Raw genomic sequence first — 25,476 nt, forward strand, 5'->3', positions numbered from 1 at the left:
GACATCGGCTCGATGCTGGCCGGGCACCTCGAGGGCCGGGCCACGCGGGCCAACTTCCGCACCGGCACGATGACGGTCTGCACGATGATCCCGATGCGCTCGATTCCGCACAGGGTTGTGTGCCTGGTGGGCTTGGACGACGGCGTGTTTCCGCGGACGACGACCGCCGAAGGCGACGACGCGCTGGCGCGCCGCCCGGTGACCGGCGAGCGCGATCCGCGCGCGCAGGACCGGCAACTCCTGCTCGACGCGGTGATGGCCGCGCGCCAGACCCTCGTCATCACCTACACCGGGGCCGACGAGCACACGGGCGCCCCCAGGCCGCCCGCGGTGCCGCTCGGTGAGCTCATCGACGCCGCTCGGGCCACCGCCTGCGGTGAGCCGATCGACCGACTCGTCACTCGACATCCCCTGCAGCCCTACGATCCCCGCAACCTCGGCGGCGTCGCTCCGGGCCTGCCGACCTTGTTGCCCGACGGGCGTCCGTTCAGCCACGATCCGGTGGCGCTCGCCGGGGGCCGCGCCCTGACGAGGCCGCGACCATCCGCAGGCCCGGCCGGGGAGGGTTCGGCGGCCAGCGCCCGTCAGGATTCGGCGCTGCTGGCCGCCCCCTTGCCGCTGGTGCGCGAGCCCGATGTCGACCTCTTGGCGTTGCAGCGGTTTCTCGTCAACCCGGTCGGGGCGTTCCTGCGGGATCGTCTCGGCATCGTGCTGCCGGAGGAGCCCAGCGAGCGGGTCGACGGCATCCCCCTCGAACTCGACGGATTGGGCCGCTGGCAGTTGGGCGATCGGTTGCTCACCGGCCTGCTGGCGGGGCACGACTCGCAGGCGCTGGCCGAACAGGAGAAGTGGCGTGGCGAGCTACCACCCCATCGGCTCGGCGACACGCTGCTGGCCGCTGAGCTGGCCCGGGCCCAGGGCCTGGCCGACTACGTGCGGCGCACGCTGCGGCTGCCCGAAGCCACCACCCCGGTGCGCTTTTCCGCGCGCGACGTCGACCTGGCCTTGCCCAGCGGGCGGCGACTCGTGGGCACCGTCGAGGGGGTTGTCCCGAACGTGCCGACGGCCAGCTCCCTGGCCATCACCTACTCCAGCCTGAGCGCCAAACACCGACTCGGCGGCTGGTTGCGGGCGCTCGCGTTGGCGGCGACCGGTGAGCCGATGACCTCCAGCCACGTCATCGCGCACCGCAGCCGGTGGGCCGGGGGTGCTTCGACGAAGACACCGACCCGCCTGTACTTCAGCACCGTCGAGCAGGCCGAGGCTCTGGCGCTGCTCGACCAACTGGCCGACCTGCGCGACCGGGGGCTGCGCGAGCCGCTGCCGCTGGCACCCAAGACGGCTTACGCCTGGGCCCGCGAATTCGCCCAACGAGACGCCCGATCGGCAGACGACAAGGCGCGCGGCGAGTGGGAGACCGACGCCTTCCGCGGTTTCCCCGGCGAGCAAGACACTCCGGCGCACACGTTCGCGTTCGGCGAGCAAGCCCCCTTCAGCGCGATCGTCGGGGTGCCCGCCGACGACGAACGCTGGCATCGCGGCGCACCCCACCGGCTCGGCCAGTACGCGCTGCGCCTCTGGGGGCCGATCGCTCGCTACGAGGGGCAGTCATGAGCGTCATCGTGGGCCCGTGGTCCGGCTCCGGCGACCCAGAGTCCGGCGGCCCACCAGCGATGGCCGACTTCGACATCACCGACCCGCTGCCCCGCTCCGGCACCACGCTGCTGGAGGCCAGCGCCGGCACCGGCAAGACGTGGACGATCGCAGCACTGGTCACGCGGTACGTCGCCGAGGGGGTGGTGACGCTGCCGCAGATGCTCATCGTGACGTTCGGGCGGGCGGCCAGCCAGGAGTTGCGGGCGCGAGTGCGCGAGCACCTCACGGCTGCCGCCGCCTCCCTGAGTGACCCCCCGGCTCGCAGGGAGCGCGACGCACTGCTGCGGCTGCTGCTCGACGTCGACGACGCGGAACGGCAGCTACGACTGCGCCGGGTGCGCCAGGCGCTGGCCGACATCGACGCGGCGACGATCGCCACCACCCACCAGTTCTGCCAGCAAGTGCTGCGCGGGCTGGGCGTGGCCGGCGACAGCGACCCCGACACCGAACTCGTCGACGACCTCGACGACCTGCTCGTCGAGGTCGTCGACGACCTGTACCTGGCCCGGTTCGCCGGCGAGGCCAGCCCGCCCTTCACCCGCGCGCAGGCCCTGGGGATCGCCCGCGACGCCGTCGACGACGCCCACGCGACGCTGCGACCTACCGACGCCGAGCCCGACTCGGCCGCCGACCGGCGCATGCGCTTCGCCGCCGCCGTGCGCGAGACGCTCGACGTGCGCAAGCGTCGGCTGCGCGTCATGCACTACAACGACTTGCTCAGCCAGCTCGCGCAGGCCCTGGCCGACCCGCACGCCCCGGCCCGCGGTCGGATGCGCGCCCGGTGGCCCGTCGTGCTCGTCGACGAGTTCCAAGACACCGACCCCGTGCAGTGGCAGGTGCTCGATCGGGCGTTCACGGGGCACAGCACGATGGTGCTCATCGGCGACCCCAAGCAGGCGATCTACCTCTTCCGCGGCGGCGACGTCGTCACCTACCTGGCCGCCTCCCAGCAGGCCGACCAACGACGGTCGCTGCCGTGCAACTACCGCAGCGACCGCCCGCTGGTCGACGCGCTCGACGTGCTGCTGGGTGAGGCGCAACTCGGCGACCCACAGATCAGTGTGCGTACCGTGCGGGCTTTCCGGGAGGGCAGCCGGCTACGCGGCAGCCCCCATCCGCAGCCGGTGCGACTGCGGCACGTGCGCCGCGAGCACATCCGCGGGCCGATGCGGGTGGGGGCGATCCGCGACCACATCGCCATCGACCTGGCCCACGACATCGCCGAGCTGCTCGCCTCCGGGGCGACCTACGTCGACGACAGCGGTGAGCGGCCGCTGGCGGCCCGCGACATCGCCGTCATCGCACACACCAACAAGGCGCTCATCGAGATCCAGCAGGCCCTGCGCCTCGTCGGCGTGCACGCCGTGACGACCGGCGGGTCGACCGTGCTGGCGGGCCGCGCCGCCCAGGAGTGGCTCGCGTTGCTGGAGGCGATGGCCGCCCCGCACCGACGGACGCTGGCCCGCGCCGCGGCCCTCACCGCCCTGCTGGGCTACCCGGCGCACCGCCTCGACGACGCCGGTGACGCCGCCGCGAGCGACGACCTCGACGACGACATCGCCTGGCGGCTGCGCACCCTGGCCGGGGTGTACGACCGGCAGGGCGTCGCCGCGGTGTACGAGGCCCTGGCGGTCGCGGGACTGCCGGCGCGGGTCTTGGCCGGAGTCGGCGGCGAGCGCCAGCTCACCGACCTGCGCCACGTCGCCGAGCTGCTGCACGAAACCTCCGACCGGGGCCGCGTCGGCCTGCCCGGGATCATCGAGTGGCTGCGCACGCAGATGGCGCAGGCCGCGCCGCAGACCGCAGGCGCCCGCAGCCGCCGCCTCGACAGCGATGCCACCGCGGTGCAGCTGCTGACGGTGCACGCCAGCAAGGGCCTGCAGTACCCCGTCGTGTATCTGCCCTCGCTGTGGGACCGGTATGTCGGCGGAAAGGAGCCGCTGGTCGCACGCTTTCACGACGACCCGCACCGTGACCACCGCGACCACCGCGACCACCGTGACCACCGCGACCACCGTGACGGGCGGGAGCTTGCGGGGCGGGCCGCCGAGGCAGACCAGGCCGCGATGCCCGCGCCCTCGCCGGTGCGCTGCCTCGATGTCGGCGGGCCCGGCGGGCCGTTCTGGGCCGACGCACTCCAGCGCAGCCGCCGCGAGGACGACGGCGAATCGCTGCGCCTGCTGTACGTCGCCCTGACCCGAGCACAGAGCCAGGTCGTGCTGTGGTGGGCCGGCGCGAAGAACAACACGCCCGCGGCTCCACTGCAACGCATGCTCATCGGGCGGGCGAAGGGGCAGGCGCAGGTGCCGGACGAGGTGTCCGTACTCGACGACGACACCGTCGAGCAGCGGCTCGGCAACTGGCAGCGCGTCTGCGGGCTGCACTACGAGGCGGCGATACCGGCCCCGTTGACCGCGGCCGCCGGCCCGACCGCGGCGCCGAGGCTGGCGCTCGCCCCGTTCACTCGACGGATCGACCACGACTGGCGACGCACCTCCTACTCGGCGCTCAGCGCTCCCCGCGACGCCGACGGCTACGAGCTCGCCGCAGGCGTCGGCAGCGAACCAGAGGGCACCGCCAAAGACGACGAACCGGAGGTCGGGGTTCCGCTCGCACCGGACGGCACCCTGCCCGGTCTGGCGCTCGCCGGCGCCGACGTGCCCTCCCCGATGGCCGATCTGCCGGTGGGCGCGACGTTCGGTTCGCTGGTGCACGCCGTGCTCGAACACGCCGACCCGCAGGCCCCGGACCTGCGGGCCGAGCTGCTGGCGCACATCGGCGAGCAGTTGGTGTGGTGGCCCGTCGACCTGGCCCCACCTGCGCTGGCCGATGCCCTGGTGGCCGTCTGCGACAGCCCGCTCGGGCCGCTGGCACCCGGGCTGACGCTGCGCGACATCGGGCGCCGCGACCGGCTCTGCGAACTCGACTTCGAGCTGCCGCTCGGGGGTGGTGACAGTCGCGACGCACGCGGCGAACTGGCCGTTGGCGGCGAACTGGCCGCTGGCGCCGGCCACGGCTACGGGGTACTCGGCGACCTGGCCGACCTGCTGCGCGAGCACTTGCCGCCGGGCGACCCGGTGCGCGGCTGGGCCAACGTGCTCGACGCGAGTCCGGCGCTGGCCGCGCAGCAGCTGCGGGGATACCTCACCGGATCGGTCGACGTCGTGCTGCGCACCGATGGCCGCTACCTGGTCGTCGACTACAAGACGAATTGGCTCGGCCCGCTGGACGAGCCGCTGACCGCCGCCTCGTACCGACCGAGCGTGCTTGCCGACGCGATGGGGCACTCCTCGTATCCGCTGCAAGCGCTTCTGTACGCCGTTGTCGCCCATCGGTTTCTGCGCTGGCGGTTGCCCGACTACGACCCGCAACGGCATCTCGGCGGGGTGCTGTATCTGTACGTCCGCGGCATGTGCGGACCGGACACCCCGGTGATCGACGGCGCCCCATGCGGGGTGTTCGCGTGGCGGCCGCCCGTGGCTCTCGTCGAGGCCGTCTCTGCGCTACTGGATCACGGGTTGCAAGCCGCTGCGGTGGGCGACGCAGCAGTGGGCGACGCTGCGGCGAGCGACGGCGAGAAGGGAGCGGGGGCGTGAGTCTGCTCGAGGTGTTCGAGCCTGCGGATGCCCGCGATCGGCGGTTGGCGCTGGGCGCCACCGGGCAGCTGGCGGCCTTCAACGAGGCGGGCGTGCTCAGCGCCGCGGACGTGCATATTGCCCGCGCCGTGGCCCGGGCCAGCCGCGAACAAGACGAGGTGGCGGTGCTCGCGGCGGCCTTCGCGACCCGCGCGGTCCGCCTCGGTTCGGTGGCGGTCGACCTGGCCGACCTCGCGGCGGCGGGCCGGCAGACGGAGTCACCCGCGCCGGCCGGTGTGGCGGGGTCAGGCGCCTCGGAGCCTGGCGGGGACGTCGGTGTCGAGCCGGAGCGGCCCGACGCGTCGGGCGGCGTCGCCGACCTGCCGTGGCCCGATCCGGCGACCTGGCAACCGCGGGTGCAGGCGTCCAAGCTCGTCGCGCAGGGCGTCCTGGTCGTCGAGCACGATCTCGTCTATCTGCAGCGCTATCACCACCAAGAGGTGCAGGTGGTAGACGACCTGAACCGGCGGGCCGCGGGGCCACCGCCGCCCGTCGACGAGGCTCGCCTGCAGGCCGGACTCGAGCGGTACTTCGCCGAGGGCGACAGCGATCAGCGGGCGGCCGCGCAGACCGCGGTGCGGTCGTGGACGACGGTGATCACCGGCGGTCCGGGCACCGGCAAGACGACGAGCGCCGCGACGATTCTGGCCCTGCTGGCCGAGCAGGGCCAGCAGGATCACTCGACCGCGGGAAAGGCGCGTCCGCTGCGGATCGGGCTGGCCGCGCCGACCGGCAAGGCCGCGGCGCGCATGCAGGAGGCGCTGCGGGAGGCGCTGACCGGCTCACCCGAGCGTCCCGGGGTCATCGCCGCCACGGCGAACGCCGATGCCGCCACCCGCGCGGCCGTCGCCGGCCTCGGCGACCTCGAGGCGGTGACCCTGCACCGGCTGTTGGGGGTGCGGCCTGACCGGGGCACCCGATTCCGTCACCACCGGGGCAACCGGCTGCCGCACGACGTGGTGCTCATCGACGAGGCCTCGATGGTCTCGCTGACCCATATGGCTCGACTCTTGGAGGCGTTGCGCCCCACGACTCGGCTGATCTTGGTCGGCGATCCGGATCAGCTCGTGTCGGTCGACGCCGGCGCCGTCCTGGCCGATCTCGTCGCCGGCGCGCAGCTCGCCGAGGGCAAGCAGGCGATAGGCGCAGACTCGGGCACGGGAGCGGGCACGGGCACGGAGTCGGGCACGGGATCCGGAGGTGGTGCCGACGGTGCAACAGCCGGGGGCGCGACCGGCGGGCCGCTGCGCGTGGCCGGGCTGCGGCGGGTCCACCGTTACGGCGCGCAGATCGGCGAGGTGGCGCAGGCGTTGCGCGAGGGCGATGCCGACGCGGTCATGGCACTGCTGCGCGGACCCCGCGCCGCCGGCGCGGACGCCGAGGTGCTGTGGATCGACGACAGCGACCCCGCCACTTCCCTGCAGGCCCTTGAGCCGTTGCTGACCCGGCAGGCGCGGGCGATCTACGACCTCGCCCAGGTCGGTGACGCCCCCGGCGCCCTGGCCGCCGCCGCCCGGCACCGACTGTTGTGCGCCCATCGGGAGGGCCCGTTCGGCGTACGCACCTGGAACGCTCGCGTGGAGGGCTGGCTGCGCCAGGCCACCGGCGACGGACTCTACGACCCCATGTACATCGGGCGCCCTCTGCTCATCACGGCCAACGACTACGCGACGGGCGTCGTCAACGGCGACACCGGGGTCATCGTGCGCGCTACCGGTCGGGGCTCCCAACGGGTCGCCGTCATCGCCGGGCAGGAGACCCGCGGCCACGCACCGCCCGCACCGCCCGGACAGCCCGCCGACCTGCAGAGTTCGCGACCTGCAGAGCAAGAACAGCGCAGCTCGCCGGAAGGTACGGCTTTCGCCGGGTTGGGGGGCGGGTTTCGGGTGTTTGCGCCGAGTCGGCTGGGTGAGGTGCAGACGCTGCATGCGATGACGGTGCACAAGTCCCAGGGCAGCCAGGCCGACGCCGTGACCGTGCTGCTGCCCGAGCGGGGCTCCCCCCTGCTGACTCGCGAGCTGCTTTACACCGGGGTGACCCGCGCCCGCAACCAGGTGCGAGTCGTCGGCAGCGAAGCCGTGATCCGCGAGGCGGTGCAGCGCCGGGTGGTCCGCGCCTCCGGGCTGCGTCGCCGCCTCGCCCCGCCCCAAGGGGAAGGCGGCCTGCCGTGACAGGATGACGAACGGACCAGTGCCCGATGGACCCCGAACCCGATGGACCCCGAACCCGGTGGACCCCGATATCGAGAAGGTCAGCTCATGCCCGTCCCCCACGACGACACCCCCGCCTTCGGCGAGTACGCCGATCCCAGCCGCCTCGTCTCCACCCAGTGGCTGGCCGAACACCTCGGCACCCCCGGCCTGGTGGTGGTGGAGAGCGACGAAGACGTGCTGCTCTACGAGACCGGACACATCCCGGGCGCCGTCAAGGTCGACTGGCACACCGAACTCAACGACTCGGTCACCCGCGACTACCTCGACGGACCGGCGTTCGCGCAGCTCATGCGCGACAAGGGCATCAGCCGCGACGACACGATCGTCTTCTACGGCGACAAGTCCAACTGGTGGGCCGCCTACGCGCTGTGGGTCTTCCGGCTGTTCGGCCACGAGGACGTGCGGCTGCTCGACGGCGGCCGCGCCAAGTGGCAGGCCGAAGGTCGGGAGATGACCACGGACAAATCCGGCCGCGCCCCCAGCGACTACCCCGTCGTGCAGCGCGAGGACTCCGCGATCCGCGCCTACAAGGACGACGTGCTCGCCCACCTCGGGCAGCCGATGGTCGATGTCCGCTCCCCGCAGGAGTACACCGGTGAGCGCACCCACATGCCCGACTACCCCGAAGAGGGGGCGCTGCGCGGCGGGCACATCCCCGGCGCCCAGTCGGTCCCCTGGGCCCGGGCCGCCGCCGACGACGGCACCTTCAAGCCCCGCTCCGCACTGGAGGCGATCTACCAGCAGGAGAAGGGTCTGGACCCCGGCGACGACGTCATCGCGTACTGCCGCATCGGCGAGCGCTCCAGCCACACCTGGTTCGTGCTGACCCACCTCTTGGGCTTCGACAAGGTCCGCAACTACGACGGCTCCTGGACCGAGTGGGGCAACGCCGTTCGCGTCCCGATCGCCAAGGGCGAGGAGCCGGGCGACGTACCCGATCGCGCGCCGGGAGCCGGGGGCCGGCAGGACGCCGCGGAACGCTGACATGGCCGCCGACACCACCGGGCTCACCGAGAACCTCGCGCAGGTCGTCACGGACTTCCACGAGTTGCCCGCCTCCGAACGGCTCAACCTGCTGCTGGAGTTCAGCACCGACCTGCCGGATCTGCCCCCGCAGTACGCCGATCATCCCGAACTGCTGGAGCCCGTGCCCGAGTGTCAGTCCCCGATCTTCCTCGTCGTGGAGGTCGAGGGGCAGGGTCCACAGGCGCCCGTCTCGTTGTTCTTCTCCGCGCCGCGGGAGGCGCCGACGACCCGCGGCTTCGCCGGCATCCTGCACGAGGGGCTGAACGGAGCCACCGCCGAGCAGATTCTCGACACCCCCAACGACATCCCCGGGCGCCTGGCCCTGACCGAACTGGTCAGCCCCCTGCGGCTGCGCGGCATGGCCGGCATGCTGGCCCGCATCAAGCGTCAGACGAAGGACAAAGCCGCCCTGTGAGTCCGGTGGCAGCCGCGCGAACCGGCCGCGAACAGGCAGGATGGGTCCATGCACCTACTCGTCGTGGAAGATGACCGATCCCTGACGGCCGTCCTGCGTTCGGGCCTGACCAAGCACGGGTGCACGGTCGAGTTCGCCCACAACGGCACCGAGGGGCTCTATCTGGCGACAGAGAACGAGTACGACGTCGTCGTGCTCGACATCATGTTGCCGGGGCTGAACGGCTACAAGATCGTCGAGAAGATGCGCGCCGCGGGCGTGTGGACGCCGGTGCTCATGCTCACCGCCAAGGACGGCCCATGGGACCAGGTCGATGCCTTCGACCTGGGGGCCGACGACTACCTGACCAAGCCGTTCGACTTCATCGTGCTGCTCGCGCGGCTGCGCGCCTTGGCCCGCCGCGGCGGTGCGGAGCGCCCGACCACGTTGGCCGTCGGCGACCTGAGCCTCGACCCGGCGACCCACGACGTGCGACGCGGCGACACGAGCATCCGGTTGACCGCCAAGGAGTTCACGCTGCTGGAGTACTTCATGCGCAGGCCGGGGCGGGTGCTCACCAAGCCGCAGCTGCTCGACGGCGTGTGGGACCCGGCGTACGAGGGCGACGTCAACATCGTCGAGGTGTACGTCGGCTACCTGCGCCGCAAGATCGACGGGCCGTTCGGGCGCAAGTCGCTGGAAACCCTTCGCGGCGTCGGTTACCGCCTCGTCGACGACGCGGCGTCCTCTCCCCCGGAGCCCGCCGCCGAGTAGGGCGCACCGGGCGCGGGCAGCGAGGGCAGCTGCGACTGTGGGGGCAGTTGTGGCTGCGCGCTCGGCAGGTCGATGACGAACGCGGCACCTCCCAGCTCCGACTGCTCGACGTGCACGCGACCGTCGTGGGCGCGGACGATCTCGGCGACGATCGCCAGGCCCAGACCCGACCCGCCGCGGTCGCGGGAACGGGCATCGTCCAGGCGCACGAAGCGCTCGAAGATCCGCATCCGATGCTCCGGCGCCACGCCGGCCCCGTCGTCCTCCACCCGCACCTGCACCATGGCGCGCGTCGCGCGCCGGGTCGCCTCCTTGTCACCCGGCTGCTGCGTCGGTTGCTGCGTCGGTTGCTGCGTCGGTGTGGTGGTGACGACGAAGCGCACGGTACCGGCGGCGGCGCGCGCGGCGTTGTCGGCCAGGTTGCGCACCACCCTGGCCAGCTGCAGGCTGTCGCCGAGCACGCGCGCGGGCGTGATGGCGGTCTGCACGTTGCAGCGGCCCGTCGCCGCCAGCCGGGCGGACTCGGCGGCGACGATGTCGTCGACGTCGACCTCGAGGCGTTCGACGACGGGCCCGGCTCCGTCGTCGCTCTTGGACAGGGTCAGCAGATCATCGACGAGGCGAGCCAGCCGGTCGACCTCGGCCGCCATGACCGGCATCAGCTCGGCCGCCGCCTCCGGGTCGCCGTCCATCACCTGCAGGCCGCCGCGCAGGCTCGTCAGCGGGGAGCGCAGCTCGTGGCTGGCGTCGGCGACGAACCGGCGCTGCTCCTCCTGGCTGCGCTCGAGCCGCACGAGCATCCGGTTCATCGTCTCGGCCAGACGGCTGATCTCGTCGTCCGCGCCCGAGACGGGCACCCGCGAGGCCAGGTGACGGCTCGTGATCGTCTCGACCGTCTCGCGGATCCGCTCCACCGGCCGCAAGGCGCGCCCTACGAGCAGCCAGGTGGCGCCGCCGGCCGCGAGCAACACGACCGGCAGGGCGGCGGTGAGCACGGCCCCGGTGGTGCTGACCGCCTCATGCTGGGGGGCCGAGCTCATCGAGACGAGCACGGTGTACTGCTGACCGGCGTGCATCAGGCCGCGGGCGGCGACCACGGGTGGGCGCCCCTCCTCACCCGGTAGCGGCAGCGAAGGCTTCCCCTCGATCTGCGTTGCGCCCACCTCCGGGCGCAGCGCGGACAGCGGCTGGTTCTGGCTGCGGGTCGTCGTCGTGGCGACCACGGCCCCGGCGGCGTCCAGCACCTGGATCGTCGCGCCGTCGCGGTCGTGCCCGGCGGCCTCGGAATTGATCGCCTCCACCCCGTCGTCGGAAACGAGCGCGGACAGGTCGTAGGCCCGCAGCGCAACCTGCGACTCCAGCGAGGACATCAGCGAGCGATGCAAGATCACGACGACCAGGCCGATCGAGACCGCCAATGGGGCCAGGACGAGCACGACCGACAGCAGCGTCAGGGTGAGTCGGATGCCGGCGCGGGAGCGGACGCGCACGGCCAGCCGCAGCGGACCGGGCAGCCGCGTCGGCTCGTCCGAGGCTCGTTGCCCGTGGGTCATGTCAGTCCCGCCTGTCCGGTGTCTGTCGTGCACATCGTCTCAGTCGCGATTCAAGCAAGCCCACCATGCTGGAGGAGCCCGCAGCCGTGACAAAAGAGAGGCGGTCCCTTGATGTGGCACCACCTCACCTGGTGGATGTGGACCTTGATGACCGCGTTGGCGCTCGGTGTGGGTGCCACCGCGCTCGTCTTGACGGCGTTGGCGCGGCAGGTCGATCGCCCGAGCGCGGCGCCGATCCGAGGCCGCAAGCCGCGCTCCCGACGCTTGCTCAAGTGACACGCGGCGCCCCGGGCGCCGCGTTGAGTGCCGAATATCGACCTAAAGTAAGAATGTCGTTACAAATGCTTGCTGTCTGGCGTGACAGCCCCTAGCCTTTGAGCCAGCGGGTCCGCAGCCACATCGCACAGCACGCCACGGACTCCACGCCCACCAGGGCACCGCGGCAGCCGCCGGAGACGCTCGCGCCCCCGCGACTTCTGCACATTCGACGCGGGCGTCGGCGCGGCCGGGCCCATCCACGCGAGGAGGCGCGGCTTTGTCTCACGGAGCACCGGCCAACAGCAGTTCCGGCATCACCCTTCCCCCCTTGCAGGCCGGAGCCCATCAGCGGCGGCTCGACCTCATCGCGGTCATCGCCACCTTCGGCGGCCTGCTCTTCGGCTACGACACCGGCGTCATCAACGGCGCGCTGGAGCCGATGAAGGCCGAACTCGGACTCACCAGCGTCACCGAAGGACTCGTGACCGCAACGCTGCTCGTCGGCGCAGCCGTCGGCGCCCTGATCGGCGGCCGCGTCAACGACACCATCGGCCGCAAGAAGGCCCTGACGATCGTCGCGGTCATCTTCTTCGTCGGCACGATCGGCTGCGTCTTCGCACCCGGCCTGACCGTGTTGCTACCCGCGCGCTTCGTGCTCGGCTTCGCGGTGGGCGCCGCCTCGGTGACCGTGCCGGTCTACCTGGCCGAGCTGGCTCCGACCGAGCGGCGCGGCGCGCTGAGCGGCCGCAACGAGCTGGCCATCGTCGTGGGCCAGATGCTCGCCTTCATCATCAACGCGATCATCGCCAACCTGTGGGGCCACCACGACGGCGTGTGGCGCTACATGCTGGCCGTCTGCGCGATCCCCGCGGTCATCCTCTTCGTCGGCATGCTGCGGATGCCGGAGTCGCCGCGCTGGCTCATCAGCCAGGGGCGCTACGCCGAAGCCCTGGAGGTGCTGCTGCAGGTGCGCAACGAGGACCGCGCCCGCGCCGAGATCGCCGAGGTCGAGCAGTTGGCGCAGGAGGAGGCGCTCGCCCAGTCCGGCGGTTGGGCCGATCTCGCGACACCGTGGATCCGTCGGCTGGTCATCACCGGCTGCGGCATCGCCGCCGCCCAGCAACTCACCGGCATCAACTCGATCATGTACTACGGCACCGAATTGCTGCGCGAGGCGGGCTTCTCCTCCAATGCGGCGATCATCGCCAATATCGCCAACGGTGTGCTCGCGGTGGTCGGCACCGCCTTGTGCCTGTTCTTCGTGATCGACCGGGTACCGCGGCGCAAACTCATTCTCTTCGGATTCTGTGCGACAACCACGATTCACCTGCTCATCACGGTTGCGGCGACCATTCTGCCGGCCGGCCTGACGCGCGCCTACGTCATTCTCTTCTTGTCGGTGACGTTCGTGTTCTTCATGCAGACCTGCCTCAACGCCCCGGTCTGGGTGGCGCTCTCGGAGATGTTCCCGCTGCGGCTGCGCGGCTTCGGCATGGGCATCTCGGTGCTGTGCATGTGGCTGACCAACGCCGCACTCACGTTCCTGTTTCCCGTCATCGTCGGCATCTTCGGCCTGCAGGGCATCTTCGGCCTGTTCGTCGTCGTCGGGCTGATCGCCCTGACCTTCCTGTGGAAGATGCTGCCGAACACCTCCGGCCGCTCCCTGGAGCAATTGGAGGAGTCGTTCATGGCCGGCGACTTCCGCTGACCGGGCTCGGCCGGCGGGGCTGTCAGTGGTTGGCGTTGCGGGCGATGAGGGGCCAGATGTGCGCGATCGTCGCGGCGGGGCCGCCGCCCGGAGGCCGGTGCTCACCGACGACCGCGACCTCGTCGGCGAGGTTGAGGGCGTTGCACGCGTGATTGGGCACGACCCGCACCACTGACCCCAGCGGCGGCAGCGGATCGGGCCCGCAGTCCGCGACCGCGTGGTGCTCACTCAGCATGACGATCCGCGCGTCAGGGTGGTCCAGCAGCCGCCCGGAGCCGGTCGCGTAGGGAGCCCGGTCGGCACCGAGCGCCTTACTGCCGCAATCGAGCACGGCCCGCCCACTAGCGTGGCTGACCACGGTCGCGTAGACGGTCAGCGCGACATCGGCGGGCTCGCACACGCCCAGCTCCCACTGCTGCGCGTCCGCCACGACGTACACCCCGGGCCGCATCTCGCTCACGCCGTGGGAGCTGGCGAACTCCATGCTGGGGCTCGACCCGCCGCTGACGACCCGCGGCTCGATGCCCACCTCCCGCAACGACTGCGCGGCCGCCGTCAGCGCCGCGCCCTCCTGCTCGGCCGCGGCGCGCCGCCCCCCGTCCACGGCGTAGGAGTGCCCCGGGAAGGTGAAGACCCCCACCACCGACAGGCCGGCCTCGCGGGCCGCGACGCCGACGCCGCCCGCCTGCTGCGGCTCGACCCCGGAGCGGTGCATGCCGGAGTCGACCTCGACGAGCACCTCCAGCCCGCCGGTCTGCCCCGGATCGGTACCGATCGCCGGCACGGTGTGCTGGCCCAACTGGCGAGCGGCGTCCGCGGAGTCGCAGCCGACCCGAACCCGGGCATGCCGCGCGAGGGCGGCCAGCCGAGCCCCGCGGTCCGCGTCGACCCAGAGCGGGTAGGCGATGAACAGGTCGTCGAAGCCCGCGGCGGCAAACGCCTCCGCCTCGGCGACGGTGGCCACCGTGAGCCCGACCCCACCCGCCGCCAGTTGCCGCTGGGCGATCTGCGCGATCTTGTGCGTCTTGGCGTGCGGGCGCAGGGTCACGCCGAGCTGGCGCCCGCGCGCCTGCATGGCCGCGATATTTCGGTCGAGAACCGTCTCATCGAGAGCCAGAAAGGGAGTGGGGCGGGCGCTGACCGGTGTCGACATGGCGCCATTCAACCCCCCGCCGGCGAGAAAAAGGCCGCTGCGCGGGCGACCACTACCCGCCCCCGCGGGCCCCGGGTCGGAGAATGAGACGAGACGAACGTGTGTCGAGCAGGGACGGAGACAGCCGGGTGAGTAGCAGTCAGGTGCGAGCAGGATGAGCGACACCGCCGCGTCGCGAGGCTCCGGCGGCTCCTCGGCGACCGGATCGACGGGGTCGAGGGGGCCTGACGGGGCGCTGGCACCAGGAGCCACACCCGAGCCGGGCGCGACCTCGGACCTGCCGTCGGTGCGCCGCTGGCACTCCCTACGGGTGCGGATCGCCGCCGGGGTGGCCGTCGTCGCCATCAGCGTCTCGCTGATGATCGGGCTGGTGGTCGACCGGGCCGCCGCGACGGACGGACGCGAACGGCTGCGCGCCCAGGCCCTCGATCGACTCGACGCGGCCGTCGCGTTCTACGACGGTCGCGGCGTGCTGCGCTTCGGCGCCGCCCTCAACGATCAGAGCCTGCCGCCCGCCGTGGGCAACGTCGGCGCCGACAGCCAGGTCTCGTGGTACGACGGGACGAGCATGTACGCCGCCCAACGGCTCGATGAGCGGCACGTGCTGTCGGTGACGCTGCCCGGCGACGAACTGGCATCCCAGCGCACGGCGCTGCGCTGGGCCTGGGCGCAGGCGGCGGCGATCGGCGCGGCGATCTCGGCGGTGCTCGGCTGGCTCGTCGGCACGTGGCTCTCCCGCCGACTGCGAGCCGGTGCGGCGGCGGCCGCGGCGATCGCCTCCGGTGACACGCAGCGGCGCGCCGCTCAACCCGGCGGAGACGAGGTGGCCCTGCTGACCGTCGCCCTCGACCGCATGGCCTCGGCCCTGCAGCGACGTCTGCAGATCGAACGGCACTTCACCGCCGACGTCGCCCACGAGCTGCGCTCCCCCGTCACGGGACTGGTCAGCGCCGCCGAACTGCTCCCCCGCGACGACGTCAGCGACCTCGTGCGACGGCAGGTCGCACGGCTGCGGCGACTCGTCGAAGACCTGCTGGAGATCTCCCGCATCGACGCCCCCGACAGCACGATCGACTGGCAGGACTGCGACCTGCGCGCCGTCGTCACCGCCTGCCTGCAGCACGAGCACGACCGAGTGGAGGTGGAGGTGTTGGCCGACGCGGTCGTCCGCGCCGAGCCGCGGCGCATCGAACGCGTCGTCACCAACCTGGTGCGCAACGCCCTGACCTACGGCGCCCCTCCCGTGCGGGTGGTGGTCGACGGCCCGACCGTCACCGTCGCCGACGCCGGCCCGGGCTACCCCGAGGAGCTCCTGCAGGAGGGGCCGCGGCGCTTCGCCACGTACACCCGCGGCAAGGGCAGCGGCCTGGGCCTGACGATCGCCGTCAAACACACCGAGGCCATGGGCGGCAGCCTCGCGTTGAGCAACCGGCCCGAAGGCGGCGCCCGTGCGGTGCTGGTGTTGCGCGCCGCGACCACCGCACCACCGCTGGCCGCCGACGACGAGCACGAGGAGCAGTGATGGCGACGCACCACTACGGCACGTCGCTGGCCTGGGTCGGCTCGACCGGGCTCGGCTACGAGGCCTACGACCGCACCCACAGCCTGCAGGTCGCTCCGGGCACCTCCCTGACCGCGAGCGCCGATCCGGCCTTTCGCGGCGCTCCCGACCTGACGAATCCGGAGGCGCTGCTGCTCGCCGCGGCCAGCTCGTGCCAATGCCTGTCGTTCCTGGCGCTGGCCGCCCGCGCGCGCCTCGACGTCACCGCTTACAGCGACGACGCGACCGCCCGCATGCCGGAGGACGACCCGCCGACCCGGATCACCGACATCACCCTGCGCCCCCGCATCACCATCCGGCGCGGCGACGCCGACGAGAGCACGGTGCGGGCCAAGGTGGACCGGCTGGTAGGGCTGGCCCACGAGGAGTGCTTCATCGCCCGCACCTTGAAGGCGCGGATCCACCTGGATCCGCGCCTTCAGTGGGCCGACTGATTCGAGCGGGCCGCCCGAGAGCGTTGGGCCGGTGCCCTCACCCGCCGGTCGTGGCGGTGCTGGCCGGCGTGGTGCTGGTCGGCTCGGGAGCGGGCCGCTGGTTCTGCGCCTCTTCGGAGCCTGGGTCCGGACCGGCCGCGTCCCGCTCGCCGGGCTCGTTGCCCGGCAGGCGGTAGATCTGCTGCGTACGTTGCCCGTTCTTGTCGTTGGTGGTGACGGTGAGCCGGCGGTAGGTCGCCGAGGCCTCCCCCTCCACGATCTCGTCGGCGACCACGGTGACCGGGACCGTGATGTCTTTGCCCTGAGCACAGGACGGAGTGCAGTCGTTGTAGACCAGCTCGCCGGAGGCGTGCGCCTCCTCCTCGCCCCAGGCCCGCCACGACAGGCTGTCGAGCGCTTCTCCGCCGTCACCGCAGGCCAACAGGAAGGTGGTCGGTCGGCTCACACGTCGATCGCCCTCGCACTCCGCGATATAGGTCACTCCGGCGCGGGCGTCGATGGGGTCGCCGGTCACGGTCGTCGTGCGGACCGGCTGCGAGCGGGGCGCGGAGTCCGCGACACCGCATCCGGCCATTCCGAACGTCAACGCTGCCGCCAGCACCGCCAGGGCCGCCGCCTTCTTCCTGGGCGAACCCTTGGACCCGTTGCTCACAACACTCTTTTGCGCACGGCCCAGCTGAGGGTCCATGCCCTCTCGCGAGTAGCCCACCGCGATCACCTCCGCATCCCCGAACGCGCACCTGACGTGCGCTTTCACCTCCGACTGCCCTCAGTCTGCCCCGGGCAGCTCACACCAGCTTCACACTCGCCGCACGCGGTCGGCACGCAACGTATCTCTGACACATGCCATGAGGTTTGCCAAACCATAAGCCTGTGTCATAGTTATCGCCGTCGCCGTTTTCCGACGAGGACCCCAAAGGACCCCCCGTGAATCCACGAGCACACCGCTTGGCCTGCCGCCGCGCCGTCGACCTGCTGCGCGTCGCCAGCGCCCTGTGTCTGGTCTGAAGCGACTTTCCGCGAGCCGTTCGTCCTCCGCGCCCTGGCGCATCCGCTGAGTCGAGCCCGAAACGGCCCCGGTAGGTCGGGACGCCCCCACCCCCACTTCTCACCTCGCAAGGACCACCCATGCCCACACTCGTTCTGCTGGCCCTCGTCGGCTTCGCGGCGCAGCTCGTCGACGGCTCCCTCGGGATGGCCTACGGCGTCACGTCGACGACGCTGCTGCTAGCCATCGGCACCAATCCCGCGGCCGCGTCGGCGACCGTGCACCTCGCCGAGATCGGCACCACCCTGGCCTCCGGCGCCTCGCACTGGCGCTTCGGCAACGTCGACTGGAAGGTCGTGGCTCGCGTCGGATTCCCCGGCGCCGTCGGCGCCTTCCTCGGCGCGACCTTCCTCTCCTGGCTCTCGACGGAGGCCGCCGGCCCGATCATGTCGGTCGTGCTGCTCGCGCTCGGCATCTACATCCTCAGCCGCTTCACCTTCCGAGGCGTCTCGACCAAGCACCTCGGCAAGCCGCTGCGCCGCCGATTCTTGACCCCGCTCGGCCTGGTCGCCGGGTTCGTCGACGCCACCGGCGGCGGCGGTTGGGGCCCCGTCGGCACCCCGGCCCTGCTGTCCAGCGGTCGGATGGAGCCGCGCAAGGTCGTCGGCTCCATCGACACCAGCGAGTTCCTCGTCGCCGTTGCGGCCAGCCTCGGCTTCCTCGTCGGCCTGGGCGCCGCGGGCATCGACTTCGCGATGGCCGGCGCGATCCTCGTCGGCGGCGTCCTGGCCGCGCCGATCGCCGCCTACATCGTGCGGATCGTGCCGCCGCGACTGCTCGGCTCGGCAGTCGGTGGCCTCATCGTGTTCACCAACGTGCGCACCCTCCTGCGCAGCGACTACATCGAGGCCTCCAGTTCGGTGCTGGTCACGGCCTACATCCTCATCGCGATCATCTGGGCCGCCGCTATCGCCTACTCCGTACGGGCCTGGCGCGCCGAGACCCGCGAGCAGCAGCTCATCGACGCCGTGCACGCCGAGCACGCCGAGCACGCGCTGGGCTCGGCGCCGAACGGCGACCCGGAGCCGGAGCAGGACCAGCTGGTCGGCGACCGCACCTAGCCGCCCCAGCTGCCGGCCCGACCGGTCGATCAACCAGACGAGCGAGGCCCCTCCGCACGGGAGGGGCCTCGCTCGTTGCCTGTGGGTTCATGCAAGAGCTGTGGCGGCCTATCAGTGCTTCGACCGGTGCTGCTGCGCCTGCGGGGCCCGCCGGGCGAGACGCAGGTAGCCGGCGGCGACCATCGCGACGAGCGCCAGCACCCCGGTCCACCGCCCGTCGAGCGTGTTCGTGGCAGCCAGCACCCAGGCGATCGTCGCGATGATGAGCGAGTCGACGTACGCCTTGGCCAGGGCGGCGTTGCGCTGCCGCACGATCGGGTGCTCGTCGCCGCTGATGCCCCTCGCGGCGTCTCTCCGGGCGCGCCACAACCGGGCGGTCAGACCGGCCGCCACCGTCACCACCAGGACCCCGATCCAGATCATGCGCCCCTCACTCCATGGTCGCGGGCATGAGCACCGCGATGACGCGGCCACGCGCGACGACCGTGTCGCCAGCCGCCATCTCCAGGCTGACGACGACCTTGCGCGCCTTGATCTCGTCGATGTGCCCGCGCACGACGAGCTCGACGCCCAGCGGAGTGGGGGCCAGGTAGTCGACCTCTAGGCGGCCGGTGACGAACCGCAGGGGCGGCTCGTGATCGTCCGGATCGCCCATGGTGCGGCCGGCCGCGCGATAGGCGGCACCGGCGGCCGTGCCCGTTCCGGCGCAGTCGATGACCGAGGCGATGAGCCCGCCGTAGACGTAGCCCGGCACCGCGGTCTGCTCGGGACCGGGGGTGAACCGGGTGACCGTGCCCTCGCCGTCCCACGTGGTGCGCAGGTGGTGGCCGTGCTCGTTGAGCCTGCCGCAGCCGAAGCAGGCGGCCACATCGGGCGGATAGTGGTCTTGAAAGGCGGTGCCGTCGTGCAGCGTGTCGTGGCTGGTCATGCGCCCCACTGTTCCAGCCCCGGCGGTCCGCTCGGGCCAACTCGCGGGCACAACCGCACGGGCGGCCGCCACTGGGCAACTCCCAGTCGGACTGGGCCGCCGCGACCCCCACTGACCAACAACTCGAGCAGTTGCCCAGTAGGAGCAGCGGTTGCCCAGTGCTGGAGTGCGCGACGGCGTCGGCAGCACGGTGCGACCCCAGAGATCCCTTTGGGGTCGGTGGTGCGCAGGCTGTGGGCAGTTAGCGTGGAAGGACCACCGCTAGCTGGGAGGGCTCAATGAAGATCACCGTCGACATCGACTGCACGCCGCAGGAGCTGCGCACCTTTCTCGGACTGCCCGACGTGCAACCCATGCAGACGGCGGTGCTCGACGAGATGCAGCGCCGCATGATGGACTCCATCGACCAGGTCTCGCCCACCGCTGTGATGAAGGACTGGCTCGGCCCGATGTCCGCCGTGCAGCAGGCCTTCATGGGCGCGATGAGCCAGGCAGCCGCCGGCAGCGCCGGGGCAGGCACCCGCGCCTCCAGCCGTTCCCGCCGCAAGACCGAGAAGCCCGAGAGCGACGACGACAGCGCCTGACCAGGCCGCGCCCACGAAACTGCGCCCCTCGAATCTGCGCGAACCTCCGTCGGAGGCGACGGGTCGCGCAGTGGCTCAGGTAGCCCAGCGACCGGGGGTGTACGGCGCGCCGACCACCAGTCCCTCCGCGGTGGTTGCCGCAGCCGCGGCGGCGAGCACCTCGGCCACCGAGACTCCCCAACGTTCGGCGAGGTCGACGGCGTCCTGCGCCTCGGGGGTCACTCGAGCGATGATGGGCGCCGCGCGCGCCACGTAGCCCACCCGCACCCGCACCCGCTCGCCGGCGACATCGACGGGCACCCAGTCGCGGTGCAGCGTCCAGCGGGCGTGCCGGCGGGCGCGCACGCCGAAGGTCGAGGTCAACGTGAAGATCGCGTCTCGCAGCGTCGCGACGTGCGTGGCATCGCCGGTGGCCACGGTCGCCGTCAGCACGTGGCCGGGACGTCCCCCGCTGAGCATGACCGGCGTCAGCCACGCCTCGAGAGCACCGGCGCGCAGCAGGGCGTCGAGCACGCTGGGCCACACCCGCGGATCCTGGTCATCGACGGTCGCCTCGAGCGTCACCAGACCGTCCTCCACATAGCCGGAGTCCCCCGGCTCGATCGAGCCCGGCTCGGGCAGCGGGTCCCCGGGCGTGGCCGCGGCGGGCACCACCGGCAGCAGATCGTCCCCGGCATCGAGCACGAGCCGCAGCAACGGGCCCTCGGTACCGGCACCGACGCCGACCCGGTCGGGCACCAACGGATCGGATTGGCCGCCGGGGTTCGCCAACGCCCGCAGCAGAGCGAGGGCCGGAGCACTCGTCAGCTCCCCGTCCGCCCCGGCCGTCACCGCGAAGCCACGGGTCAGCTCGAGGACGACCGGGGTGGGCACGCTGGTGTCGACGGGCGCATCGGCACCGTCCTCCTCGTCGTCGGCGTCGACCGTGCCGGAGCCGAGAGCCACGGGCTCGCCGACGACGAGGCGATCGACACCGAGGTCGTTGAGGGCCGCGCAGGTACCGACGACGTGCACGATGGCCGCCCAGGCTCCGGCTCCGGTCCCGGGGCCGGTGAAGCGCACCTGGCTCGTCGGGATGCCGTGCACCCGAGCGTGCGCCGCCGCCAGATGCCGGAACGCGCCGATCGCCATCGTGCGCACCGCGTCGGGCAGGTCGGCGCCCTCGATCAGCGCGCGCACCTCCGGCCAGTCCCGCTGCGGCTGTTCGCGCACGCGCAGTCGCGCGTCGCAGCGGGTGGCCCGCAGGCCGCCGCGCCGCACCTCACGCACGGTGAGCAGCACGGCGTCGGGCAGTACCGCGTTGACGCAGTCGCGCACGGCGGGCAGCGCCGCACCAGCGTCCAGTAGGGCGCCCAGCAGGGCGTCACCCGTCACGCCGCTGCGGGCATCGACCCACGCGAGCCGGGCCGGGCCGTCACCGGAGGTTCGAATTCCGGGGTCGCCGAGGTCGGGCAGCATTTCTCCACGGTAACCCCGCGGCAACCCTGCGATCCTGCGATCCCCTTGCGGCGCAAGGACTTCGAGACGCAACACACGTTTGCCCAGGCTCCCCGCCCGAGGCTGCGGCGCGCCGCGCGGGGTGGCGGGTCGACGATCCGGGTGACCCGTGGTGCGCACGAACGCCCGGGATTTGCCAAGGTGTACGTCGTGAAGAACGTGCGCATCGAATTGGACGACCTCGCTCGCGAGCCCGTTCGCGACCTGATCGCCGAGCACCTCGGCGACATGTTCGCAACGACCCCGCCCGAGAGCGTGCATGCCCTCGGGTTGGAGGGACTGGAGGAGGAGGGGGTCAGTGTGTGGTCGGCATGGGACGCCGGCACGCTGCTGGGTGTCGTGGCCCTCTCCGCGATCGACGAGCGGCACGCCGAGATCAAGTCGATGCGCACCACGCGCGCCGCGCGCCGCCGCGGGATCGCGACTCTGCTGCTCGAGCACGTGCTGACCCAGGCGCGCAACCAGGGTTACGAGCGGCTCAGTCTGGAGACCGGCTCCGAGGAGTACTTCGCACCGGCCCGGGCCCTCTACGAGCGCCACGGCTTCGAGCCGTGCCCCCCGTTCGCCGACTACCGCGAGGACCCGCTGAGCGTGTACCTGACCCGCGCTCTGTGAGGTCGAGCCGCGCCTGACCGCACTGGCGCGGTTGGATCGGTCGCGGTTGGATCGGACGCGGTGGATCGGACGCGGTGGATCGGACCCTGACCGATTCAGCGCAGCCCCCGCACCCGCCGCCCGTTCTCCAGGTACACGCAGTGTTCGCTGTCCACGGCTGCGGCCACGCGTCGGCGCACGGCCGGGCGCAACAGGGTCAGCGCGCGGGCCGGCGGCACGAACCGGTAGTCGCTGATCTCCTCACGTTGCAGGCGGATGCGCGCGATGGCGCCCGCGTCGACCGCGCCGCAGTCGAAGAGGAACCGCAGGCCCAACTGCCGGTCCTTCTTGGCCGGGCGGGTGTCGACGCAGGCCAACCGGCCGCGCGTGACGCGCAGCCCGGTCTCCTCGAAGACCTCGCGGCGGCAGGCGTCCCAGGGCGACTCGCCGTCGGCCTCCATGACGCCGCCGGGCACGGTCCACCCGGATTTGTACGTGGGTTTGAGGACGAGCAGGCGCCCCTGTTCGTCGAAGACGAGGGCGCCGGCGGACGCTGGGACGGTGGGCAGGGTCCACGGCATGCCCACGATCATGACGGATCGCCGCCGGCATCCCGCGCCTGCCCACCCGGTCGGTATTCGCCGGGCGCCTGCATCTCGCACCCCGTCACCGGTGCACACGGATCCGACCCCAGCACGTACCATCAAGCTGCCATGGAGATCTCGCCTGATCTATCTGACAGACCCGTGCCGCCCGTCGGCCCTCTCAGCGACCCGATGGATACCACTGCGTCATCATGACTGAGCTGCTCTCCCTGCTCTTCGGCGTCGCCGTGGTCCTCGCGATCACCGCCGTCACCGGCTACTTCGTCGCCCAGGAGTTCGCCTACATGGCGGTCGACCGCTCCCGGCTCGGGGCGAAGGCCTCGACCGGCGACGACCAGGCCGAGCGCACCCTGTCGATCACCCGCCGCACCTCGTTCATGCTCTCCGGCGCGCAGCTGGGCATCACAGTGACCGGGCTGCTCGTCGGGTACGTCGCCGAGCCGCTCATCGGCTCCTCGATCGGAGTCATGCTCGGCGGGGTCGGCGTGCCCCGCGCGGTCTCGATCGGCGTCGGCGCTGTGCTGGCCATCGCGTTCTCGACGGTCGTGCAGATGATCTTCGGCGAGTTGTTCCCGAAGAACCTGGCGATCGCCCGCTCCGAGCCGGTCGCGCGCTGGCTCTCCCGCTCGACGTCCATCTATCTGGCCATCTTCGGCCCCATCATCTGGGTGTTCGATCAGGCCTCGAACGTGCTGTTGCGCGCGCTGCGGATCGAGCCGGTGCACGATGTCGAGCACTCGGCCACCCTGCGCGACCTGGAGCACATCGTCGAGGACTCCCGCGAGAGCGGTGACCTGCCCGAAGAACTGTCGGTGATGCTCGACCGCATCATCGACTTCCCTCGCCGGCAGGTGACGCACGCGATGATTCCCCGCTCGCGCACCGACGTGCTGCGCGAGGAGGCGACGATCGAGGAGGTCCGTGAGGAGATGGCCGGTGGCCACTCGCGGTACCCGATCCTCACCGACTCCGACGAGGTCATCGGCATCGTGCAGCTCGCCGACGTGCTGGCCACGCACCGGCCGATGTCGGACCCGGTGACCACGATCATGCGCGAGCCCATGGTGATCGCCGAGCTGACCCCGCTACCCGAGGCGCTGCGGCTGCTGCGCGAGTCGCACAACCAGTTGGCCTGCGTCATCGACGAGTACGGCGGGCTGACCGGGGTGCTGGCGGTCGAGGACCTGGCCGAGGAGCTCGTCGGGGAGATCACCGACGAGCACGACCCGGACACCCCCGACTACGAGGCCCGTGAGGACGACGGGGTGTGGGTCATGGCCGGCGACGTGCACGTCGACGAGGTCGAGCGCGCCCTGGCCATCGATCTGCCCCGCGGCGCCTACGAGACGATCGGCGGCCTGATCATCGATCAGCTCGGCGGGTTGCCGGACGCGAACACGCGTCTGCAGGTGCGGCTGCTGGACGACCCCGGCGAGTTCGCCCACGAGGAAGAGCTCGAACCCCACTACCTGGACGTCGAGGTGCTCGACATCGAGCGGCACGTGCCCAGCCGGGTGCGGCTGCAGCTGCCCGAAGAACTGCTCGAACGGCGCCGCGAGCTGGAGCGCGCGCTGGAGGAGGCGGCTCGTTTGGCCGCCGAAGAGGAGGAGTCGGCGCAGGAGGCCGAGGAGGACTCCGACGAATCCGTCGAGATCTCGCAGGACGATGGCTGGCGCCGCAAGAGGCCACGCCGGTCCGAGGCGAAGGACGGTGAGCAGGCATGAACGGCTGGGTCATCACCCTCGTGACGATCGGCATCGTGGCCTTGAGCGCCTTCTTCGTAGCCGTCGAGTTCTCGCTGATCTCCGCCAAGCGCCACCGGATCGAGGACGCGGCGACCACCTCCCGCTCGGCCCGCGCCGCGCTGCGCAGCTCGGCCGAACTGACGCTGCTGCTCGCCGGATCGCAGCTGGGCATCACCGTGTGCACGCTGGCCCTGGGGGCCATCACCAAGCCGGCGCTGCACGACGCGCTGATGCCGTTGCTCGACACGCTTGGGCTGTCGGCGACGGTCGCCGACGTCACCGCCTTCGTGCTCGCGCTAGTCATCGCGACCTTCCTGCATCTGGTCGTCGGGGAGATGATGCCCAAGTCGTGGGCCATCGCTCACCCGGAGAAGTCGGCGACGATGCTCGCGATCCCGATGCGCGGCTTCATGTGGGTGACCCGGCCGATCCTGCGGGCGCTGAACGCCTCGGCGAACTGGCTGCTCCAGCGGTTCGGCGTCGAGCCGGTCGACGAGGTGGCCACGGGCCGCGATCCCGACACGCTGCGCCAACTGGTGGAGCACTCCGCGAACGTCGGCGCCTTGGACGCCGGGTACCGGATGCAGATCGAAGGCGCGCTGCAGCTGCGCAAGTTGCGGCTGGCCCAGTTGGTGCGTGCCGGCCGGGTGCCCTCGGCGCTGCCCCTGGAGGCCAACGTGCGCCAGGTGCAGGACCTCGCGCGCCGATCCGGTCACCTGCGCGTGCTGCTGCGCGACGGCGACAAGTACCCCAAGGTCGTGCACGTGCGCGACACCTTGGCCGCGCCGGACACGAGCGAGCCCGCCATCGAGTACGCCCGCGACACCTTCGAGCTGCCGGGCGACACCCTCGTGCACGAGGCCCTGGCGACGATGCGCGAGACGCAGAACCACCTCGTCGTGGTCACCGAGAAGGGCGAGCCGATCGGGGTCGTCACCCTCGCCGACATCCTCACCCGGCTGCTGCCGACCGCTACCGCGTCCTCCACTCCAGGCACGGGCCCGATCACCCTCCCCCGCGCCTGACCCGCCCCGCGCCCGACCAGCCCA

The 25,476-nt window shown here is 71.9% G+C and carries 21 protein-coding genes and 1 pseudogene; 15 read left to right on the forward strand and 7 right to left on the reverse strand.

The window, feature by feature from the left end; genetic code table 11:
* From KILIM_RS17290 to KILIM_RS17315, 6 genes and pseudogenes are all read left to right on the forward strand, one after another.
* Positions 1–1,614, forward strand: a pseudogene (locus tag KILIM_RS17290) (exodeoxyribonuclease V subunit gamma); the annotation flags it as partial.
* A complete protein-coding gene (locus KILIM_RS25145) occupies positions 1,611–5,252 on the forward strand; it encodes a UvrD-helicase domain-containing protein (protein WP_006594025.1) in 3,642 nt (1,213 codons plus the stop codon). The pseudogene KILIM_RS17290 and the gene KILIM_RS25145, both read left to right, overlap by 4 nt.
* Entirely contained in the window at positions 5,249–7,462 is a 2,214-nt protein-coding gene (gene recD / locus KILIM_RS17300) for an exodeoxyribonuclease V subunit alpha (RefSeq protein WP_006594026.1), read from the forward strand. The genes KILIM_RS25145 and recD overlap by 4 nt, the downstream gene beginning before the upstream one ends.
* 87 nt (positions 7,463–7,549) lie before the next feature.
* Positions 7,550–8,488: a sulfurtransferase gene (locus KILIM_RS17305; RefSeq protein WP_006594027.1), complete on the forward strand. Its 939-nt coding sequence runs from the start codon at positions 7,550–7,552 to the stop codon at positions 8,486–8,488.
* A gap of 1 nt (position 8,489) precedes the next feature.
* Positions 8,490–8,945, forward strand: coding sequence for a SufE family protein (locus KILIM_RS17310; protein WP_006594028.1), 456 nt, complete (start codon positions 8,490–8,492; stop codon positions 8,943–8,945).
* Between the two features lie 48 nt (positions 8,946–8,993).
* A complete protein-coding gene (locus tag KILIM_RS17315; protein WP_006594029.1) occupies positions 8,994–9,698 on the forward strand; it encodes a response regulator transcription factor in 705 nt (234 codons plus the stop codon).
* Here the strand turns inward: KILIM_RS17315 and KILIM_RS17320 are convergent.
* Positions 9,644–11,251 (reverse strand): sensor histidine kinase, encoded by a 1,608-nt coding sequence (locus KILIM_RS17320; protein WP_006594030.1) that lies wholly within the window; start codon positions 11,249–11,251, stop codon positions 9,644–9,646. The genes KILIM_RS17315 and KILIM_RS17320 overlap by 55 nt on opposite strands.
* Positions 11,252–11,359: 108 nt before the next feature.
* Here KILIM_RS17320 and KILIM_RS24140 point away from each other — a divergent pair, with 108 nt between their 5' ends.
* Positions 11,360–11,527, forward strand: coding sequence for a hypothetical protein (locus KILIM_RS24140; RefSeq protein ID WP_157551801.1), 168 nt, complete (start codon positions 11,360–11,362; stop codon positions 11,525–11,527).
* Between the two features lie 259 nt (positions 11,528–11,786).
* The gene (locus tag KILIM_RS17325; protein WP_006594031.1) at positions 11,787–13,217 is read left to right on the forward strand and encodes a sugar porter family MFS transporter; all 1,431 of its coding nucleotides are present in this window, start codon (positions 11,787–11,789) and stop codon (positions 13,215–13,217) included.
* A 22-nt stretch (positions 13,218–13,239) separates the two neighbouring features.
* Here the strand turns inward: KILIM_RS17325 and KILIM_RS17330 are convergent, their stop codons facing one another.
* Positions 13,240–14,370 (reverse strand): alanine racemase, encoded by a 1,131-nt coding sequence (locus tag KILIM_RS17330; protein WP_006594032.1) that lies wholly within the window; start codon positions 14,368–14,370, stop codon positions 13,240–13,242.
* A gap of 154 nt (positions 14,371–14,524) precedes the next feature.
* Here KILIM_RS17330 and KILIM_RS17335 point away from each other — a divergent pair, with 154 nt between their 5' ends.
* Entirely contained in the window at positions 14,525–15,892 is a 1,368-nt protein-coding gene (locus KILIM_RS17335; protein WP_083876237.1) for a sensor histidine kinase, read from the forward strand.
* Complete coding sequence (locus tag KILIM_RS17340) at positions 15,892–16,365, forward strand: OsmC family protein (RefSeq protein ID WP_006594034.1); 474 nt, start codon at positions 15,892–15,894, stop codon at positions 16,363–16,365. Before KILIM_RS17335 ends, KILIM_RS17340 begins: the two co-directional genes overlap by 1 nt.
* 37 nt (positions 16,366–16,402) lie before the next feature.
* Here KILIM_RS17340 and KILIM_RS22700 read toward each other — a convergent pair whose 3' ends face one another.
* Positions 16,403–17,017, reverse strand: coding sequence for a hypothetical protein (locus tag KILIM_RS22700; protein ID WP_051988865.1), 615 nt, complete (start codon positions 17,015–17,017; stop codon positions 16,403–16,405).
* Between the two features lie 476 nt (positions 17,018–17,493).
* Here KILIM_RS22700 and KILIM_RS17350 point away from each other — a divergent pair, with 476 nt between their 5' ends.
* Entirely contained in the window at positions 17,494–18,474 is a 981-nt protein-coding gene (locus KILIM_RS17350; protein ID WP_006594036.1) for a sulfite exporter TauE/SafE family protein, read from the forward strand.
* 111 nt (positions 18,475–18,585) lie between these two features.
* On the opposite strand, the gene KILIM_RS17355 is transcribed toward KILIM_RS17350, so the two are convergent.
* Complete coding sequence (locus KILIM_RS17355) at positions 18,586–18,897, reverse strand: hypothetical protein (protein ID WP_006594037.1); 312 nt, start codon at positions 18,895–18,897, stop codon at positions 18,586–18,588.
* A gap of 7 nt (positions 18,898–18,904) precedes the next feature.
* A complete protein-coding gene (locus tag KILIM_RS17360) occupies positions 18,905–19,402 on the reverse strand; it encodes a PaaI family thioesterase (protein ID WP_051988866.1) in 498 nt (165 codons plus the stop codon).
* Positions 19,403–19,680: 278 nt separating this feature from the next.
* On the opposite strand from KILIM_RS17360, the gene KILIM_RS17365 reads away from it, so the two are divergent.
* Positions 19,681–19,986, forward strand: coding sequence for a DUF6489 family protein (locus KILIM_RS17365; RefSeq protein ID WP_006594039.1), 306 nt, complete (start codon positions 19,681–19,683; stop codon positions 19,984–19,986).
* A gap of 75 nt (positions 19,987–20,061) precedes the next feature.
* Here the strand turns inward: KILIM_RS17365 and larC are convergent, their stop codons facing one another.
* Positions 20,062–21,444 (reverse strand): nickel pincer cofactor biosynthesis protein LarC, encoded by a 1,383-nt coding sequence (larC, locus tag KILIM_RS17370; protein ID WP_006594040.1) that lies wholly within the window; start codon positions 21,442–21,444, stop codon positions 20,062–20,064.
* Between the two features lie 45 nt (positions 21,445–21,489).
* On the opposite strand from larC, the gene KILIM_RS17375 reads away from it, so the two are divergent.
* Complete coding sequence (locus tag KILIM_RS17375) at positions 21,490–22,098, forward strand: GNAT family N-acetyltransferase (RefSeq protein ID WP_006594041.1); 609 nt, start codon at positions 21,490–21,492, stop codon at positions 22,096–22,098.
* Between the two features lie 95 nt (positions 22,099–22,193).
* Here KILIM_RS17375 and KILIM_RS17380 read toward each other — a convergent pair whose 3' ends face one another.
* The gene (locus KILIM_RS17380) at positions 22,194–22,658 is read right to left on the reverse strand and encodes an NUDIX domain-containing protein (protein ID WP_040563749.1); all 465 of its coding nucleotides are present in this window, start codon (positions 22,656–22,658) and stop codon (positions 22,194–22,196) included.
* Between the two features lie 215 nt (positions 22,659–22,873).
* Between KILIM_RS17380 and KILIM_RS17385 the strand changes: the two genes are divergently transcribed.
* Together KILIM_RS17385 and KILIM_RS17390 are read left to right on the forward strand one after the other, a co-directional pair.
* Positions 22,874–24,406: a hemolysin family protein gene (locus tag KILIM_RS17385; protein WP_006594043.1), complete on the forward strand. Its 1,533-nt coding sequence runs from the start codon at positions 22,874–22,876 to the stop codon at positions 24,404–24,406.
* Positions 24,403–25,452, forward strand: coding sequence for a hemolysin family protein (locus KILIM_RS17390; protein ID WP_006594044.1), 1,050 nt, complete (start codon positions 24,403–24,405; stop codon positions 25,450–25,452). The genes KILIM_RS17385 and KILIM_RS17390 overlap by 4 nt, the downstream gene beginning before the upstream one ends.
* Positions 25,453–25,476 lie beyond the last annotated feature (24 nt).

The sequence above is a fragment of the Kineosphaera limosa NBRC 100340 genome (assembly GCF_000298215.1).
In the GTDB taxonomy this organism is placed as follows: domain Bacteria; phylum Actinomycetota; class Actinomycetes; order Actinomycetales; family Dermatophilaceae; genus Kineosphaera; species Kineosphaera limosa.